At 38.2% G+C, this 15,747-nt stretch carries 20 protein-coding genes; 6 read left to right on the top strand and 14 right to left on the bottom strand.

The features are described 5' to 3' along the window. Positions 1-67: 67 nt before the first annotated feature. Positions 68-619, bottom strand: a complete 552-nt coding sequence (locus V7112_RS11425; protein WP_335419296.1) for a YkoP family protein — start codon at positions 617-619, stop codon at positions 68-70. A 141-nt stretch (positions 620-760) separates the two neighbouring features. Between V7112_RS11425 and V7112_RS11420 the strand changes: the two genes are divergently transcribed. Then, positions 761-910, top strand: coding sequence for a hypothetical protein (locus tag V7112_RS11420; RefSeq protein ID WP_335419293.1), 150 nt, complete (start codon positions 761-763; stop codon positions 908-910). A 40-nt stretch (positions 911-950) separates the two neighbouring features. Here V7112_RS11420 and V7112_RS11415 read toward each other — a convergent pair whose 3' ends face one another. Further along, positions 951-1,511 (bottom strand): SCO family protein, encoded by a 561-nt coding sequence (locus V7112_RS11415; protein ID WP_335419515.1) that lies wholly within the window; start codon positions 1,509-1,511, stop codon positions 951-953. A gap of 219 nt (positions 1,512-1,730) precedes the next feature. Here V7112_RS11415 and V7112_RS11410 point away from each other — a divergent pair, with 219 nt between their 5' ends. After that, a complete protein-coding gene (locus V7112_RS11410) occupies positions 1,731-2,351 on the top strand; it encodes a YitT family protein (RefSeq protein WP_335419289.1) in 621 nt (206 codons plus the stop codon). A 30-nt stretch (positions 2,352-2,381) separates the two neighbouring features. Here the strand turns inward: V7112_RS11410 and cysC are convergent, their stop codons facing one another. The 5 genes from cysC to V7112_RS11385 are packed head-to-tail and all read right to left on the bottom strand — an operon-like array spanning position 2,382 to position 6,164. Then, complete coding sequence (gene cysC / locus V7112_RS11405; protein ID WP_335419284.1) at positions 2,382-2,981, bottom strand: adenylyl-sulfate kinase; 600 nt, start codon at positions 2,979-2,981, stop codon at positions 2,382-2,384. A gap of 10 nt (positions 2,982-2,991) precedes the next feature. After that, positions 2,992-4,140 carry a sulfate adenylyltransferase gene (gene sat / locus V7112_RS11400; RefSeq protein WP_335419281.1) on the bottom strand — a complete coding sequence of 383 codons (1,149 nt, stop codon included), beginning with the start codon at positions 4,138-4,140 and terminating at the stop codon, positions 2,992-2,994. Between the two features lie 23 nt (positions 4,141-4,163). Further along, positions 4,164-4,820: a phosphoadenylyl-sulfate reductase gene (locus tag V7112_RS11395; RefSeq protein ID WP_335419512.1), complete on the bottom strand. Its 657-nt coding sequence runs from the start codon at positions 4,818-4,820 to the stop codon at positions 4,164-4,166. A 31-nt stretch (positions 4,821-4,851) separates the two neighbouring features. Next, positions 4,852-5,412, bottom strand: a complete 561-nt coding sequence (locus tag V7112_RS11390) for a histidine phosphatase family protein (RefSeq protein WP_335419278.1) — start codon at positions 5,410-5,412, stop codon at positions 4,852-4,854. Beyond that, positions 5,397-6,164 (bottom strand): phosphosulfolactate synthase, encoded by a 768-nt coding sequence (locus V7112_RS11385; protein WP_335419275.1) that lies wholly within the window; start codon positions 6,162-6,164, stop codon positions 5,397-5,399. The genes V7112_RS11390 and V7112_RS11385 overlap by 16 nt, the downstream gene beginning before the upstream one ends. Positions 6,165-6,432: 268 nt before the next feature. Between V7112_RS11385 and V7112_RS11380 the strand changes: the two genes are divergently transcribed. The 3 genes from V7112_RS11380 to V7112_RS11370 all read left to right on the top strand — a co-directional run bounded on the left by V7112_RS11380 (position 6,433) and on the right by V7112_RS11370 (position 8,663). After that, the gene (locus V7112_RS11380; protein ID WP_335419510.1) at positions 6,433-7,656 is read left to right on the top strand and encodes an MFS transporter; all 1,224 of its coding nucleotides are present in this window, start codon (positions 6,433-6,435) and stop codon (positions 7,654-7,656) included. A gap of 15 nt (positions 7,657-7,671) precedes the next feature. After that, positions 7,672-7,959: a hypothetical protein gene (locus V7112_RS11375; protein WP_335419272.1), complete on the top strand. Its 288-nt coding sequence runs from the start codon at positions 7,672-7,674 to the stop codon at positions 7,957-7,959. 224 nt (positions 7,960-8,183) lie between these two features. Then, a complete protein-coding gene (locus V7112_RS11370) occupies positions 8,184-8,663 on the top strand; it encodes a PCYCGC motif-containing (lipo)protein (RefSeq protein ID WP_335419268.1) in 480 nt (159 codons plus the stop codon). 37 nt (positions 8,664-8,700) lie between these two features. On the opposite strand, the gene V7112_RS11365 is transcribed toward V7112_RS11370, so the two are convergent. The 3 genes from V7112_RS11365 to ilvA all read right to left on the bottom strand — a co-directional run bounded on the left by V7112_RS11365 (position 8,701) and on the right by ilvA (position 11,296). Beyond that, positions 8,701-9,543 (bottom strand): DegV family protein, encoded by an 843-nt coding sequence (locus V7112_RS11365; protein ID WP_335419265.1) that lies wholly within the window; start codon positions 9,541-9,543, stop codon positions 8,701-8,703. Between the two features lie 135 nt (positions 9,544-9,678). Then, positions 9,679-9,930: a DUF2535 family protein gene (locus V7112_RS11360; RefSeq protein WP_335419262.1), complete on the bottom strand. Its 252-nt coding sequence runs from the start codon at positions 9,928-9,930 to the stop codon at positions 9,679-9,681. Between the two features lie 94 nt (positions 9,931-10,024). After that, the gene (gene ilvA, locus V7112_RS11355; RefSeq protein ID WP_335419259.1) at positions 10,025-11,296 is read right to left on the bottom strand and encodes a threonine ammonia-lyase IlvA; all 1,272 of its coding nucleotides are present in this window, start codon (positions 11,294-11,296) and stop codon (positions 10,025-10,027) included. 228 nt (positions 11,297-11,524) lie between these two features. Here ilvA and trhA point away from each other — a divergent pair, with 228 nt between their 5' ends. After that, complete coding sequence (gene trhA / locus V7112_RS11350; RefSeq protein ID WP_335419257.1) at positions 11,525-12,178, top strand: PAQR family membrane homeostasis protein TrhA; 654 nt, start codon at positions 11,525-11,527, stop codon at positions 12,176-12,178. Positions 12,179-12,611: 433 nt separating this feature from the next. On the opposite strand, the gene V7112_RS11345 is transcribed toward trhA, so the two are convergent. From V7112_RS11345 to V7112_RS11330, 4 genes are all read right to left on the bottom strand, one after another. Beyond that, on the bottom strand, positions 12,612-13,106 hold the full coding sequence (locus V7112_RS11345; RefSeq protein WP_335419254.1) for a dihydrofolate reductase: 495 nt from the start codon (positions 13,104-13,106) through the stop codon (positions 12,612-12,614). Positions 13,107-13,174: 68 nt separating this feature from the next. Then, positions 13,175-14,131 carry a thymidylate synthase gene (locus V7112_RS11340; protein ID WP_335419252.1) on the bottom strand — a complete coding sequence of 319 codons (957 nt, stop codon included), beginning with the start codon at positions 14,129-14,131 and terminating at the stop codon, positions 13,175-13,177. A gap of 57 nt (positions 14,132-14,188) precedes the next feature. Next, positions 14,189-14,905, bottom strand: coding sequence for an anthrax toxin lethal factor-related metalloendopeptidase (locus tag V7112_RS11335; protein WP_335419249.1), 717 nt, complete (start codon positions 14,903-14,905; stop codon positions 14,189-14,191). A 200-nt stretch (positions 14,906-15,105) separates the two neighbouring features. Next, the gene (locus V7112_RS11330) at positions 15,106-15,699 is read right to left on the bottom strand and encodes a YpjP family protein (RefSeq protein ID WP_335419247.1); all 594 of its coding nucleotides are present in this window, start codon (positions 15,697-15,699) and stop codon (positions 15,106-15,108) included. Positions 15,700-15,747 lie beyond the last annotated feature (48 nt).

Genomic DNA, 15,747 nt, shown 5'->3' with positions numbered 1-15,747 from the left:
AACACCACCTTTTCTCCTTCCATTATAAATAATAGAATTCGAAAAGTTAGTGGTAATGAATGGATACCTATCGATACAATTCAAAAAGTGTATGTTTTGACATAAATAAATACATTGGATGTCTGCGAAGACTTTGTGTTGAAATATTCGATACAGCCATACAATACATTGGGAGAAATACAATTAATTTAAACCAAAGATAGATTTTATTTGTTATCGTAATCGATTCAAATCCTAATCTTCTACTACCCTTGTTTAACGCAGTAATGCCAATGACCCCTTTAATGTCATTTTTCTTCGGATGATTATGGAGATAGTCAGCAACACCTGGCAATGCTTGCTTGACTTGCTTATAAATGAGCCTTGCCTTTGATGTTTCATTTTTTATCTTAAGCAGCTCCCTTAGCAAAATCACATTATGCAGATGGATTTTAATTAATAAATCGTTTTTCTTAATTTCAGTTCCATCTGCAAGAACGCATGAACGACCTTTGTACTTTGTCACTTTCACCCGCAAAATCTCCTTATCCTCTACATATGTAAGCCTAGTGAACGCATAATAAATCGGATCAAGAACCGTCCAAATGGTAATCAAGCACAGCTTCATTCTTGCAAGCATCACTAAGTCCCCTTTAACATTCATTTACATTTTCATTTTCTCTAATTCGACTAAAAATTATTTTGGGAAAGTAAGGAAGGATAAGAAGGAGAAACTTTTTTAAAACTATACAGTAAAAACTTGACGAAACGAGGTCATCTTATGGAAAAAGAACGCGAAAAGCAACCAGATGGCAAACATGAATTCCCAGAACAAATCTCAAACGAATGTCTCACATTCACAAGTCACGAACTGTTTTGGAAAGAGCTTGAAACAATTGTAGTAGATGGTGTAGAGTCGGCGGAGGATTAAGAAGACAAAAAGGACTCCACCCCGGAGTCCTTTTTATAACCTATAGGATTGTTTTAATATCAGCTAAAATTTCTTCATACGGCGTATTTGAAACCCCATCGTAATCCTTCAATACGTTACCATTTTGGTCAACTAAGTAAAATTTGATTCCATGTATAACTTGGTCTTCCCCTTCAGGTTTAGCAACTATTGTTTTAAAGCTGTCTTTTGCAAATACGGTCATCTCATCTATGGTATAACCTGTTAACAGATGCCAGTTCGTTAAATCATCACTATATCCTTCTGCATATTCCTTCAACACTTCAGGTGTGTCCACTTCAGGGTCAACTGAGAAGGAAACAAACTCAACATCTAGTCCCTCTTCTTTTGCCATACCTTGAAGCTTCGCCATATGAGCTGACATTGGCGGACAAACTGTTTCACAATTTGTAAAAATCAAATCCGCAATCCAAACCTTCCCTTCTAAATCCTTCAGGCTAAAATCTTCGCCATTCTGATCCACATACGAGAAATCGGAAACCTCATAATTTAACGCATTGGGAATCCCACTACCACACGCAGCTAAAACAAGAATAAGTGCAATCACAACTAAAAATTTTATTTTTTTCACGTTTTCACCTACATTTCGTCAATTCTCATTCAATTTATCATTCAATATTTCATTTTAAAGAAAATGTGAAGAATATACAACAATATAGCTGTGAACAATTTTCGAACATATTGAATAGCCTGTCAACATAAAATGGACAAGGAGAGTGAGTTTCGGGAGGTTACACATGATGAGGTCCTATTATCCTTTTTTCGAAAGGTCAGTTTATCAATGCCTAAAGTTGTAGTTACCTATTTTTGTATCGTTGCTGGCGCATTTTTACAGGGGCTTGGTATGTCCTTATTTTTATTTCCTCATAACATTCCTTCCGGTGGTGCCGCAGGTCTGGCAATCTTGATGAATCACTGGGTTGAACTGCCACTAGGCATGTCCCTTTGGATAGTAAATTTCTCCTTTTTGATAGTTGCGTTAAAATATTTTGGATTTTCCTGGACGGTAAAGACGATGATTGCTGTTACGATTACATCTGTTACGGTGAGTTATGTATCAACACTTGGCTCCTTTCTTACACCTTTTTTCTGGCTTGACCTATTATGTGGTGCAATGATTTTTGGAGTCGGCGTCGGACTTTTAATCCGAAGTGGTTCATCAAGTGGCGGGATGGTCATCCCGACGCTAATGATTGCAAGATACAATGACTGGTCCCCAGGCAAAGTCATGCTGTGGTTGAACTTTTTCATTTTCTTAGTAACGGCATCTGTTATTGATATTCGAATCGTCTTTTATGCGATTCTCTGTCAAACCGTATCAACGAATATTATCGATTTTATCTATCACCTTAGAGCTCCGTCTTTTATCGCAACACACCAGCTCGGTTGGAGAAAAAAATAAAGTAAGAAAGCGAAACTCCACTTTCTTACTTTAAAGAATAGCTCTTTGTTTTAAATAATCAATAATCGTATCAACTGATTGTGGGATAGTTAATTGGTCTGTTTCAATCACCAGTTCCGGATGATTCGGTTCTTCATAAGGGGAACTTATTCCTGTAAATTCGGATATCTCCCCGTTTCTTGCTTTTTTGTATAAGCCCTTTGGGTCACGATTTTCACAAACAGAAATTGGACATTTTACATAAACTTCAATAAATTCCCCGTCAGGAAATAAATCTCTGACCTGTTTACGATCTTCTCGAAATGGCGATATAAACGCTGTCGAGACGATTTGCCCACTTTCTACAAATAGCTTAGACACCTCACCAATTCGGCGAATATTTTCTTTTCGATCTTCTTTACTAAAACCAAGACCTGCATTTAATCCGTGGCGAATATTATCCCCGTCAAGAACATAACTTTGCACCTTGTTTGAAAAAAGCACCTGGTCAAGAGCATTTGCTAAGGATGATTTACCTGAACCTGAAAGCCCGGTAAACCAAATCACACAGCTTTTGTGTTGATTTTGTTGTTGTCGAGCAATTTTAGTTACTGTTGATTGATGCCATATAATATGTTGTTCTTCGCCCATAATACCCACCTTATATCGTTGTGTATTGTTCAGCCATTCCTCGAATGAGGACCTCGACTACCTCTGGTCGGCTAAATTCCTTTGGTGGTGTTTTTCCCGCTTTAAGCATTTCACGTACTTTTGTCCCTGACAAAATCACATGGTCTTCCTTATTGTGAGGACATGTTTTGGAGGACGCCATGTTGCCGCATTTTTTACAGAAAAAGCTATGCTCAAAAAACAATGGCAAGATTCCTAGTTCCTCTTCCGTAAATTGGCTAAAAATATGTTGTGAATCATAGGTACCATAGTAATTACCGACCCCAGCATGGTCACGCCCTACAATAAAATGTGTGCAGCCATAATTTTTCCGAACTAATGCATGAAAAACCGCTTCTCTTGGACCTGCATAGCGCATCGCAGCTGGAAATACAGATAGGAACACTCTGTTTTTTGGATAATATTTTTCTAAAAGAACCATATAGCTTTCCATCCGAATATCACTCGGGATATCATCGGCTTTCGTTTCTCCAACTAACGGATTTAAAAATAACCCATCAACCACTTCTAAAGCAGACTTTTGAATGTATTCGTGTGCACGGTGAACGGGATTTCTTGTTTGAAAGCCAACTACCTTATTCCAACCTAAGTGTTCAAATACCGCTCTCGTTTCGATGGGATCCAAATAAAAAGTTTCGAACTTCTTTTTCTTTGGAGGTTTGACGAGATAAATCGGGCCGGCAATATAAACGTTGGGTCGTTCATACAATTTTTTAACGCCAGGATGGTTAACGTCTGTTGTCCGGTAAACCTTAAATGCTTCTACCTCTTTGTTTGGAATATATTTTTCAGTTACTTCGATAACACCGTATACTTCACCCTTTTGAACCAAACGAATCTTTTCCCCGATTGAGATTTTCTTTGCTACTGTATTGTCAACTGCCAATGTGATTGGAATTGACCAAGGTAGCCCATTTGCAAGTCTCATTGAGTGAAGAATCGATTCATAATCGACTTTTCCGACAAAGCCTTCAAGCGGACTATATGCCCCTACAGCAAGTAATTCCAGATCACTTAACTCCATATTGCTAAGCTCAATTTGTTTATCAATTTCGTTAAAATTAATCGTTGGATTGAACCGATTAACCAGTGCACCGCCATGCGGTTTACTTAATGCCACTTTCATAACCTCCATTACCCACTTTATTTCACATGTAATCCGCATTCTGTTTTATCGGAATTCGCCCATCTGCCTGATCGCAAATCACCATTTAGCACCTGGTTGGTACAAGGTGCACAGCCAATACTCGGATAGTTCTTGTCGTGCAATTCATTATAAGGAAGGTTGTTAAGCTTGATATAAGTCCAAACATCATCCCATGTCCAGTGAATCAGCGGACATATCTTAATGTTTTTAAATTTTTCATCCTTATTTAGGTACTCGGTATTTTTTCGTGTTGGACCCTGTTCACGCCGTAATCCGGAAATCCACGCTTTTGTTCCAGTAAGAACTTCATTTAGAGGCTCAATTTTTCGAATTCGACAGCATAAATTCGGATTCATCTTCCACAATTCTTCACCGTGTTGTTTTGACTGCTCTGTAAGATTTAATGCTGGTTTCTTTAATTCAATCATGAGAGTTGGATATTTCGCTTTGATTTTATCAATGAGTTGATAGGTTTCTTTAAAATGGAGCCCTGTGTCTAAAAAAACAATTCTAGCTTCTTTTTGAATTTTTGAAATGAGGTCAATTAAGACAATTCCTTCTGCACCAAAGCTACAAGCATACACGATATCTTCAGCTGAATAGGAGCTGTATGCCCACTTTAAAATGTCGTAATAGTCCTTGTTCGTTTTCATAACGTCCGAAACGCTCTCCTCATTCCAGTTATCATAGTGAATAGCGCCCAATTTCAAATTCCTCCTCTCCAACCTCAATCGTTAACAACTGATTGTTGTTAATTTCGAGCTGATTCATTTTATTAATTGTTCCATATCTGTAATATGATAGACATGCTCGTATCCATGCCCCATGACCAAACACTAAAATAGACGCGTATTCCTTGTATTTGTTTAAAAAGGTGTGCATACGTGTTTCCAAGTCCACAATTTTTTCCCCTAGCACGATTTCACTTGGGTTTGTATACCAATTATGTTTATGCTGTTTTATAAGTAGCTTTTTTTCTTTCCCCTCAAATTCCCCGAAATGAAGCTCATTCAATAAAGGCTCAATCTCAAAATGCTTAAACCCATAGGCGCGCGCGGTTTGTTGGGTTCGCATTAAAGTGCTCGTTAAAATCAAGGAGTAATGTTGTTTAAGCTTTTGTTTGTTTTGTTCGATTTCCTCTTTGTTAGCTTTACTTATTTCTTTTATTGGAATGTTGTGACTGCCTTGAAGAACCCCTTTCTCGTTCCATTCTGTAGGAAGGTGCCTGATTAGGGTAAGTTCCATGTCTTCTCCCCCATGAAAAAGGTTTCACTCCGCAAACCTAGTCTTTGTGATTCCAAAACAAGGACATCATTGATTTTGACGTTCCCAAGATTGACGTTCGTGCCAAATTGGTTGATGAAAAACATTTGCTGTTTCGGTGTCGGTGCTTCAAAAATAACCTTATTAACATCAATATTATTTGAAATTCGATCAATCAACTCGGTATTGACATTGCCTGAAGCGTTGTAAATGCCGGCCGTACCCGAGTCTCTACCTTCTGTGATGACATATTTACAGCCCGCTGCTAACAGCAAGTTAATTTCATGCTCCCATTCAGACAACGGCATTTCCTTATCTTGATCCTTCGAGCCAACTTCAGCAATCACATTAAAATGCTTCTTATATTTTTTGATGACCGAAAGCCTTTTGTGAAGTGGAATATCAACTGTCCCATTTGAAATTTCAATCCATTCAATCCCAAGCTTTTGAAGACTTTCACCATATTCGTCAAGTTTTTCCTGGATGAAGCATTTTTCAAAAAGCGTTCCGCCACAATATGGGATGACTTTATATTTTTTATAAAGCTCGATTTTTTCTTGTAGGTTTGGGGTCACATAAGCAGAGCCAATTCCGATTTTTGCGACATCTATATAAGCATGGTAATCACGTAGATACGCCTCCACTAGGGCAACAGGCGTTCCAAAATCAGCTATTGAGGTAATTCCATAGCTTCGTTTACCCTTTGTTCGCAAAGGAACATCTAGAAAGTCCATAGGCATAACTCCTCCTTTTTCAACAAGCGCTAAACCTCTGTTTAATCTTTTTTTGTTATATACACCCATCTTTCTTACAGTTGCTATGTTATTCAAAAATAGGTAAATGGTGTATAGATTGGGCTTTTCTACTGTTTCTTTCAACTGGAAACTACTAACAGAATAGGTATCAGGACAATTAGAAAAAATAGTAAGGCAATAATTGATTCTAATTTCACACTGTACTATAAGGAGATGCAAAAACTTGTCCAGCAAAAAGAATTCAGCAATGACAATTGTTGCGATTGGTTCAATTCCACTAATCCTTGTACTTGGAAATTCAATGCTTATCCCTGTCTTACCACAGATGCAAAAGGAACTAGACATCAGTCAATTTCAAGTGAGTCTTGTCATTACTGCTTTCTCAGTAGCAGCTGCAATTTCGATTCCATTACTTGGTTATTTCTCGGACCGATTTTCTAGAAAGGCCGTCATCATACCTGCACTTATTCTCTACGGTACAGGCGGACTACTGGCAGGGGTTTCAGCCGCTTGGTTTTCTAGCCCATATTTTTGGATCATGGCTGGTCGGGTTATGCAAGGTATTGGAGCAGCTGGAACTGCGCCCATCGCTATGGCACTAACAGGTGATTTATTTAAAGGTGGCAAACAAAGCCGAGTCCTGGGGTTAGTTGAAGCCTCAAATGGCTTCGGAAAAGTTATTTCACCTATTATCGGGTCGTTACTCGCACTTTTATTTTGGTATGCAGCCTTTTTCGCTTTCCCAATCTTTTGTTTAATTTCCGTGCTTCTCACGATCTTCTTTGTCAAAGAAAAAAAGGAAAAGAAGGAACCACCACCGCTTAAAAAATATGTGCGCGGATTATTTTCAGTATTTAAAAACGAAGGAAGATGGTTATTTACAGCCTATTTGGCTGGTGCAACTTGTTTATTCACTTTATTTGGGATTCTCTTTTATTTATCGGATGTACTTGAGAAAACCTATGATACAGATGGAGTATTAAAAGGAGCCATTTTAGCCATTCCCCTTTTATGTATGACAACCACTTCCTACATTACCGGAAGTAAGATCGGTAAAAAAATGCCTTTAATGAAAAAGCTTATTATCATTGGTTTAGTACTTATGACCGTATCTTTTGCATTATTAGTTTTATTTAAAAGCCTGATTCCGTTTATTGCCGTATTGGCTATCAGCAGTATTGGAACCGGCCTAGTATTGCCGTGTATTAATAGCTTTATTACGGGTTCGGTTTCAACTGAAAAGCGAGGTTTCGTAACATCTCTTTACGGATCTGTTCGATTTTTAGGAGTGGCAATTGGACCGCCTATTTATGGATGGCTAATGAATTGGTCACGTGCCGGAATGTTTTTAACGACCGCTTCGTTGACACTAGTCGTTGGTCTATTATGTATGATTCTGATTCGTGTGAAAAAGAAAAACCCTAGTAAGGAAACAAATGATTCTCTGTTCAAAAAATTACAATTTACGTAAAAAGGAGGAGTTATCTTGCAAATATTTGTTTCCCCAGAGTTGATGAAGGAAGAATGCCAAATTTTAAATATAGTCAATCAAGATAAGAAAGCACTAGGCTATATTGCATTTTTCTTTGATGATAAAAAAATGTATGTCTACGGGCACTGTGAGGAAATGGGTGTAAGTAAGGATTTCCAAGATACCATCACACCGTACATCCAGGGAATGGCAAAAGCCAAGCCTGACTTAGATATTCTCTCCTACATATCCATCGGGGGAGAAAAATTAGATTTATCAGATGAAGAATCTGAAGGTAAGTAAGGACGTCGGTTAGATGTCCTTTTTGCTTGACTAGCTCCAGGCGACATTACCAATCTGTGGTCTTAACCAATGTAAATGGCACCTTCTGCCAGCGCTCTTCTTATCTTGTTGCCGATAGACGGAAGCATTAAGCTTTTCATATTTTGACAAAATGGTGAATTCATTTTTTATAGAGGTTGGATATGTTAAAATGGGCTTACATAGATAAGGAAAGGTTTGTTTTTATGAAAAAAATAGTTGTCTTTCTTTCGCTTGTTCTTGTGTTTGGATTATTTGGCTGCTCTCAAAACGATGAAGGACATGAGGCAAACGAGCAAGAACATGTGATGGGAGATATTCGTGAAGAAACTGCCTCAATTGATGTGATGCCTACTTTTTTAGATGGTAAATCAGAGGAAATGGTGACAATTTATAAAGCTGCTGCTATGCATCAGGAGCTTTTAGAATCAATGCCTTGCTATTGTGGCTGTGCTGACTCTGTAGGTCATCGGGATAATTATGATTGCTTTGTTCATGAAAACAAAGGCGATAATATCGTATGGGATGATCACGGTACAAAATGTATGGTATGTTTAGAAATCGCTGCTACATCTGTAATGGAGTATTCAAAGGGTAAGTCCCCTAGCGAAATTCGTGCAATGATCGATGAAACCTACAAAGAGGGTTACGCTAAGCCAACACCAACTCCAATGCCGGAAGCATAAGTAAAAGACGTGTGAATTACTCACACGTCTTTTTGTTCTATTCTACATAATACATAAACCCAATTGCACCTGGACCAGTGTGGGTAGCAATCACGGGGGTGGTTTCAACGATGTCAACGGCTTCAAATCCAGTTAGCTTTTTTATCGCATCTTTTACATTTGTAGCAAGCTCCATTGCATCCACTTGAGCGATTGCCACACTTTTAATCGTTTTACCACTTACATCCTCGGCAAATTTTTCAGTCAAATATTTTACAATTTTTGCATGGCTTCTTACCTTTGCTACCGGGGTGTAGACACCATCCTGCAACGATGCAATTGGTTTGATGTTCAATAATGAGCCAATTAATGCCTTCCCTTTTCCAATACGGCCGCCTTTTACAAGGTTTTCCAAGGTATCAACAATTACAAATAAGGTTGAGTTTTCTCTGATTGCCTCAATCCGTTTTACGATCTCATCCTTTGTGTGGCCTGCGTTTGCCATTTTTGCAGCTTCCACAACTTGAAATGCTAGGGCTCTTGAAATATACATAGAATCAATAACAGTGACGTTTGATTCACTTATTCTAGCTGCATTTTCAGCAGATGCCACAGTACCGCTCATCCCGCCGGTCATGTGGATGGAAAGTATTTCACTACCATCGCTTCCTAATTGATTGTAAATCTCAACGAAATGCCCAACCGCAGGCTGCGAGCTCTTTGGAAGCTCAGTTGAGTGCTTCATTTTCATTAAAAATTCCTTTGGGGTAATATCCACTCGGTCTAGAAACGTTTCCCCATCAATGGTGATGGATAATGGAACAACTGAGATACCAAGTTCTTTTACTAACCCCTCTGAAAGATCTGCTGTAGAATCTGTTACGATTTTTACCTTTGTCATACGGTCACTTCCTACGTCTGGCGCATATCTATTTTCACTAAATAGCTTGTCCTTATTTTAACGGGTAAATTACTCATAGCTGATTAAAAGCAAAAAAAGAGCCGATTTTTGTTTTAAAATCAGCTCATTCTAAAACTATGCGTTATGTTTTAAAGTATCTAGTTGAAAAACGCGTTCATAATCAGTCCATTTAAGTACGGTCTTTAAATATTCGCGGAACGAATAGATTTGATTTGGACTTGATTTTGTCATGATTTTCGACAAAAATGCCTGCAAACGAAAATCGAGCATAAAGCGATACGTGTTGCCTTTCTCCAATACTGGAATCTCAATTACTTTAACCTTCTGTCCATTACTATTTTTGAACTCTAGGCTTTTGAATAGCAAACTATCAGTCCTTTTTCACCCGTTTCTTTAATTATACATGAGAACAAGCCTTTCGTCTTTGTCTATTTATGTTAAATTAATGAATAATTCGTCGTCAGATCAATAAATTAAATAACGTACTTTCTTTATTTAACTCGCGGAACGGAAACCCCTTTTTTTCCATTCTATTTACTAAAGCTTCGTAATCATCCTTATGCTTTAATTCGATTCCAACTAATGCAGGACCATTTTCCTTGTTATTTTTCTTCGTGTATTCAAATCGGGTAATGTCGTCGGTTGGCCCTAACACATCAAGCAAGAACTCACGCAATGCGCCTGCTCTTTGTGGAAAATTCACAATAAAATAGCATTGTAGGCCTTCATACAGCATTGAACGCTCCTTGATTTCTTGCATTCTACCGATGTCATTGTTTCCACCACTAAGTACGCAAACAACCGTTTTACCTTTTAGTTTATCCTTGTACGAATCAAGCGCCGCCAGTGATAATGCCCCAGCAGGCTCTGCAACAATTGCATTTTCATTATACAAGTCCAAAATCGTTGTACAAACCTTACCCTCCGGTACAACAACAATATCGTCCACAAGCTCTTGACTAATTTCAAACGTTCTTTCCCCAACTGTTTTAACAGCCGCTCCGTCAACAAACTTATCAATTTTTTGCAAAGTTGTAACCGCACCATTTGCAATCGAAGTCTTCATACTTGATGCACCCTCTGGTTCGACACCAATTACTTTTGTCTCTGGAGAAATGCTCTTCATATAGGTGGAAATACCGGAAATGAGTCCGCCCCCACCGATCGCCGCAAATACATAGTCAATAGGTTCTGCACAATCATTTAAAATCTCGACCGCTACCGTACCTTGACCTGCCATCACATCAGCATCATCAAATGGATGGATAAACGTGCGATTCTCTCTTTCACAGCAAGCAACTGCTTTCTCATAAGAATCATCAAATGTGTCACCAGTTAACACAATCTCAACATATTCACGACCAAAAGCTTCTACTTGTGAGACCTTTTGCCGTGGAGTAGTAGAAGGCATAAAGATTTTCCCTTGAATTTTTAATGCCGAGCAGGAAAAAGCCACTCCCTGTGCATGGTTGCCAGCACTTGCACAAACGACTCCATTTTTTAGTTCATCTACAGTAAGATTTTTAATTCGGTTATAAGCTCCTCTTATTTTAAAAGAACGAACAATTTGTAAATCCTCTCGTTTTATCAATAAGTTACATTCGTAACGTTCAGATAGTAATTCATTTCTTTGTAAAGGCGTATGGATTATAACATCCTTCAATGTTTGATTTGCTTTTATGATATCCTCTACATGGATCCCATCTAATTTTTGTTTTAACTTTTGCGCCATGAGCCCCATATCCCCTTTCGCATATATCTACAACAATACTGTACAGTAATGAAGATTTAATTTGTTCATTATAACACGAATTAGCCTCTCTGTTGTAAAGTTTTCTAAATATTTTATTATTTTTTCGAAATGTAAACACTTTCAATTTTATTTTAAAGTATAATTTGAATTATGGTTTTGTTAGCAGTATGATGGGAAGAAGAAAAAATGGAGTATGAGGTGAACTTTATGACATTTCGACAAGAGTCATTAAAAGAAGAAATTGCAAATGCTATTACACATGGTCTCGGTGTTCTATTAAGCATCCCAGCACTTGTGATGTTAATCGTGTTTGCTGTTAAATATGGGGATGTCTGGCATGTTGTAAGCTTCTCTATCTTTGGGGCAACGATGTTTCTTCTTTACCTTTTCTCAACCCTTTTGCATAGCATTACTCATCTAAAAGCGAAAAAAGTGTTTGCAATATTAGATCACTCTGCGATTTATTTATTAATTGCGGGTACCTACACACCTTTCGTTTTAGTTTCGATTGGAGGCTGGCTAGGCTGGACGATTTTCGGAATTGTGTGGGGACTAGCTGTTATTGGAATCGTCTTTAAGGTCTTTTTTGTAGAGAAATTTATGATTCTCTCAACAGTTTGTTATGTTTTAATGGGCTGGCTAATTGTGGTTGGCATTAAACCATTGTATGAAAGCATTGGGTTCAATGGTGTTATGCTGTTGTTAACTGGAGGTATTCTATATACAGTTGGTGCAGTGTTTTATGTATGGAGGAAGTTGCCGTTTAACCATGCGATCTGGCATTTGTTCGTGTTGGCAGGTAGTGCTGCGATGTTTTTCACTGTGCTATTTTATGTTGTCGATGTACCGTTTATATCTTAAAAAACCAGAGATTTAGATTCGTATGTTTACTTGTAAGGAGCAAACCGGTAAATCACTTACCGAAGCAAATATAAAAACACATATACTTCACAGTCAAAAAGGCTTTGAGATACAATCTCTCTAAGCCTTTTTTATACTTTTTTCACGAAACCACCCGTAAGTTTAACAAGTTCATTAAAAGCTAAAGTAAGTTTGATAAATATACGAAGAAATTCCGCTTATTAAAGAAAAAGAGCTGAAAATAGGTTAAATAAACGGAAAGATTCCAACTATTAACTATAAAAAGGGAAAAATGGGTAATTTCGCTTGCTTAATCGGAAAAGCTCCGCCTATACACACCCAAATGAGCTCTATTTTGCAGTATAACTGGAAAAGCTCCGACTATTTTAAATTTCACTGGTTACTCAATTATCCACCACGGTCTAAATCAGATTTAGTTCTGCGGGTTCTTTTCATATACTAAAAACGTATAATCGTATGGGTTTTTTTCATCCCTGATGCCTTTTTCCTCTGATATGATCTTCCACAAGGATTTATCAAATGCTGGAAAATAGGTATCCCCCTCAAATTCCTCTTCAATCTCGGTTATGTATAGACGGTCTGAGTATGGGAGTATTGCTTTAAAAATTTCAGCTCCACCGATCACAAAAAGCTCCTGATCGATTTCCTCATTCATTTTTACAATCTCATCGATTGAATGAATCACTTTACAGCCTTCTGCTGTGTATGAAGTGTCACGAGTAACGATAATGTTTTCTCGTCCAGGTAAAGGTCGTCCAATCGAATCATATGTTTTTCGTCCCATAATGATCGGGTGCCCCATCGTCACTCTCTTAAAATAAGCTAAATCCGCAGGTAAACGCCATGGGAGATCATTGTCCCTACCGATTAATTGGTTTTTGTCCATTGCTACTAATAATGAAATCATTTTAATCATCCTCACAAAAAAAGATCCTAAGGTCGATTATACCTTAGGATCTTGGAATTAGAAATCTTTTAAACAGCAACTGGAGCTTTTATTGTTGGATGTGGTTCATAGTCCACGATTTCAATGTCGTCCATTTCAAAGTCAAATACAGATTCTACAGCTGGATTTAATTTCAAAGTCGGAAACGGACGTGGCTCGCGACTTAGCTGTAAATTCACTTGTTCGATATGGTTTGTGTAAATATGGGCATCCCCAATTGTATGGATGAAATCTCCTACCTCTAGTCCACATTCGTACGCGATTAAATGTGTTAAAAGCGCATAACTTGCGATGTTGAAGGGAATTCCGAGAAAAAGGTCGCCTGATCTTTGGTACAACTGGCAACTCAATTTTCCATCTGCCACATAGAATTGGAACAGACTATGACATGGTGGTAAGGCCATGAATTCCACATCGCCTGGGTTATAGCCGACGACAAGATGGCGTCTGCTATCTGGGTTATTTTTTATCTGGTTGACGACATTCTTCAACTGGTCAATGGTCTCACCACGTGAGGTTTCCCACGCTCTCCACTGCTTCCCATATACGGGGCCAAGTTCTCCAAACTTACTCGAGAACTCATCATCCTCTAATATCCGTGCTTTAAACTTGTCCATCTCAACTTGATACAACTCATTAAAATCTGGATCCTTCTGGCTTCGATTACCGAAATCCGTCATATCCGGACCGTCGTATTCATCGCTCTCAACCCAATTTTTAAAAGCCCACTCATTCCAAATATTATTGTTGTTTTTAAGTAGATACCTAATGTTCGTATCTCCCTTAATAAACCAAAGCAGTTCGCTCGCAATTAAGCGAAACGGGACTCTCTTAGTTGTAAGTAAAGGAAACCCCTCATTTAAATTAAACCGCATTTGGTAACCAAAAACAGAGACTGTCCCTGTTCCTGTTCGGTCCATTTTTTTCGTACCATTTCCAAGAACATGTTTTAATAGATCTAAATACGCATATTCTCCATGTTTCAATAGATTCACTCCTTGCACAACTTCATGCTATTATCTTACTACAAAAGCAAGCTGAAATCATTGCCGAGTTTTACTTAATTCGACAAAAAGCTGGTAGGTCATAGGTGCTGTATGTTTCAATTGATTTCTTGACTGTTCAGAAAGATAGTACATCGCAAAGGCTTCCGCAAAATATTCCTCGGGATAATCGCTAAAATAAGCACGATTCGGGAATAATTGTTTTACTTCCTTATGCCAAATTGCTAGAAAATAAGGATCCTTGCTAATGGAATCAAACACAAATTTGTCGATTGAATGGGCGAGCTCATGCAACTCTAAATTGATAGACCCATGGCCCTTCCCTTTTTCGCTAAACCCAATTTTCGCTAGCACAACCTCAGAACCACCGATGCCCAGCACATTATCCCATGTCGGACCATTTTTACTATACCCACGGGGCTTTTTCCCCTCCAAATAGGCTGCCGTAGGCTCTTCCGTTAAAAGACCAGTAAAAAGCTTCAGGACTACGCCTTCATCAACCAATCCCTGCAAAATAATATTATCTATTTGATTCACTCGTTCAATCATTTTTGCTGCATCTGATTCGTTAAACTTCGACTCTGGCAAAAAAATAATCTCTTTTAACATCTCAAAGTTTTTCAAATTTGATGTTTCCGTATAAAGTGTGAGAGATTGATAGTCTTTAAGTGGTACTCCGTCTGGGGATGCTTCACCAGGATGATAGGTAAAGCCGACTAGCACAAATAGAAGTGTAAGAATAGCTGTTTTATTCATAAGAATGCTCTCCCTAAAATGTAAATAGATTGTAGATGTAAAATAGCGCACTCTTCTAGTAAATTGTAAAGATAGTATAACATGTTTCGAAAAATGAGTCTGCTAGACACGAAGTGGAAACTTCTTCTAAGAGAAACTGAACGACAAAAAAGGTAGTCCAAGAATTCGCAAATGCGACCTTGAACTACCTTTCCTTATTATTAACTCAGCCATTTCGGCGGTGTATTTTTATCCCAATAAATATCACCTAAAGCATGATGTGTTTGGAATCCATCATGGTGTGTGTGATAGTGGAAATTAAACCAATAGCCATCCTGTGGTGGATGATCTTTGCGCACATGGAAGCGAACAACATCCTTCCCGCTTGTTTTATCGAAAATATGGAAAATCTTCTCCCCATTTCCGCCAGACGGTTGCTCTGAAATTTCAAGTTGGTCGAGCTGTTCTGCTGGGTATTGCTCTGCCAATAACCCAATGACACTTTCAATTCTTGGTAAAATTTCAGTTCGGAATTCATCTTCAATTACAGGTCCGATTTTACTTCCAAATTTTTCGAAAGATTTCGTTTCGGCCTGTGTCATTGCATACGTAACAAAGCTTCTACTATCATATCCATAATTCGATTGAAACTCAGAATATAGCTTCGACTCCGCATTTTGTTCATTTATCGCATTTAACTTACTTGGCTTATCCGCATCTGCTTGCTCCATTGTAAGAGCTGGTGGAGGCGCTACCAATCCAAGCGTTAAAATGGAGAATGAAACAACTAATGCTTTACGCAACCACTTTTTCATAACCAAAACGCCCTTTCAACACATTTACCCATAAGCCCATTTTAACAC

This window comes from Bacillus sp. JJ1566 (genome assembly GCF_036962685.1).
Classification (GTDB): domain Bacteria; phylum Bacillota; class Bacilli; order Bacillales; family Bacillaceae_L; genus Ferdinandcohnia.
Note: the sequence above shows the minus strand (reverse complement) of the source record. Positions and strands in the feature narration are given on the sequence as shown.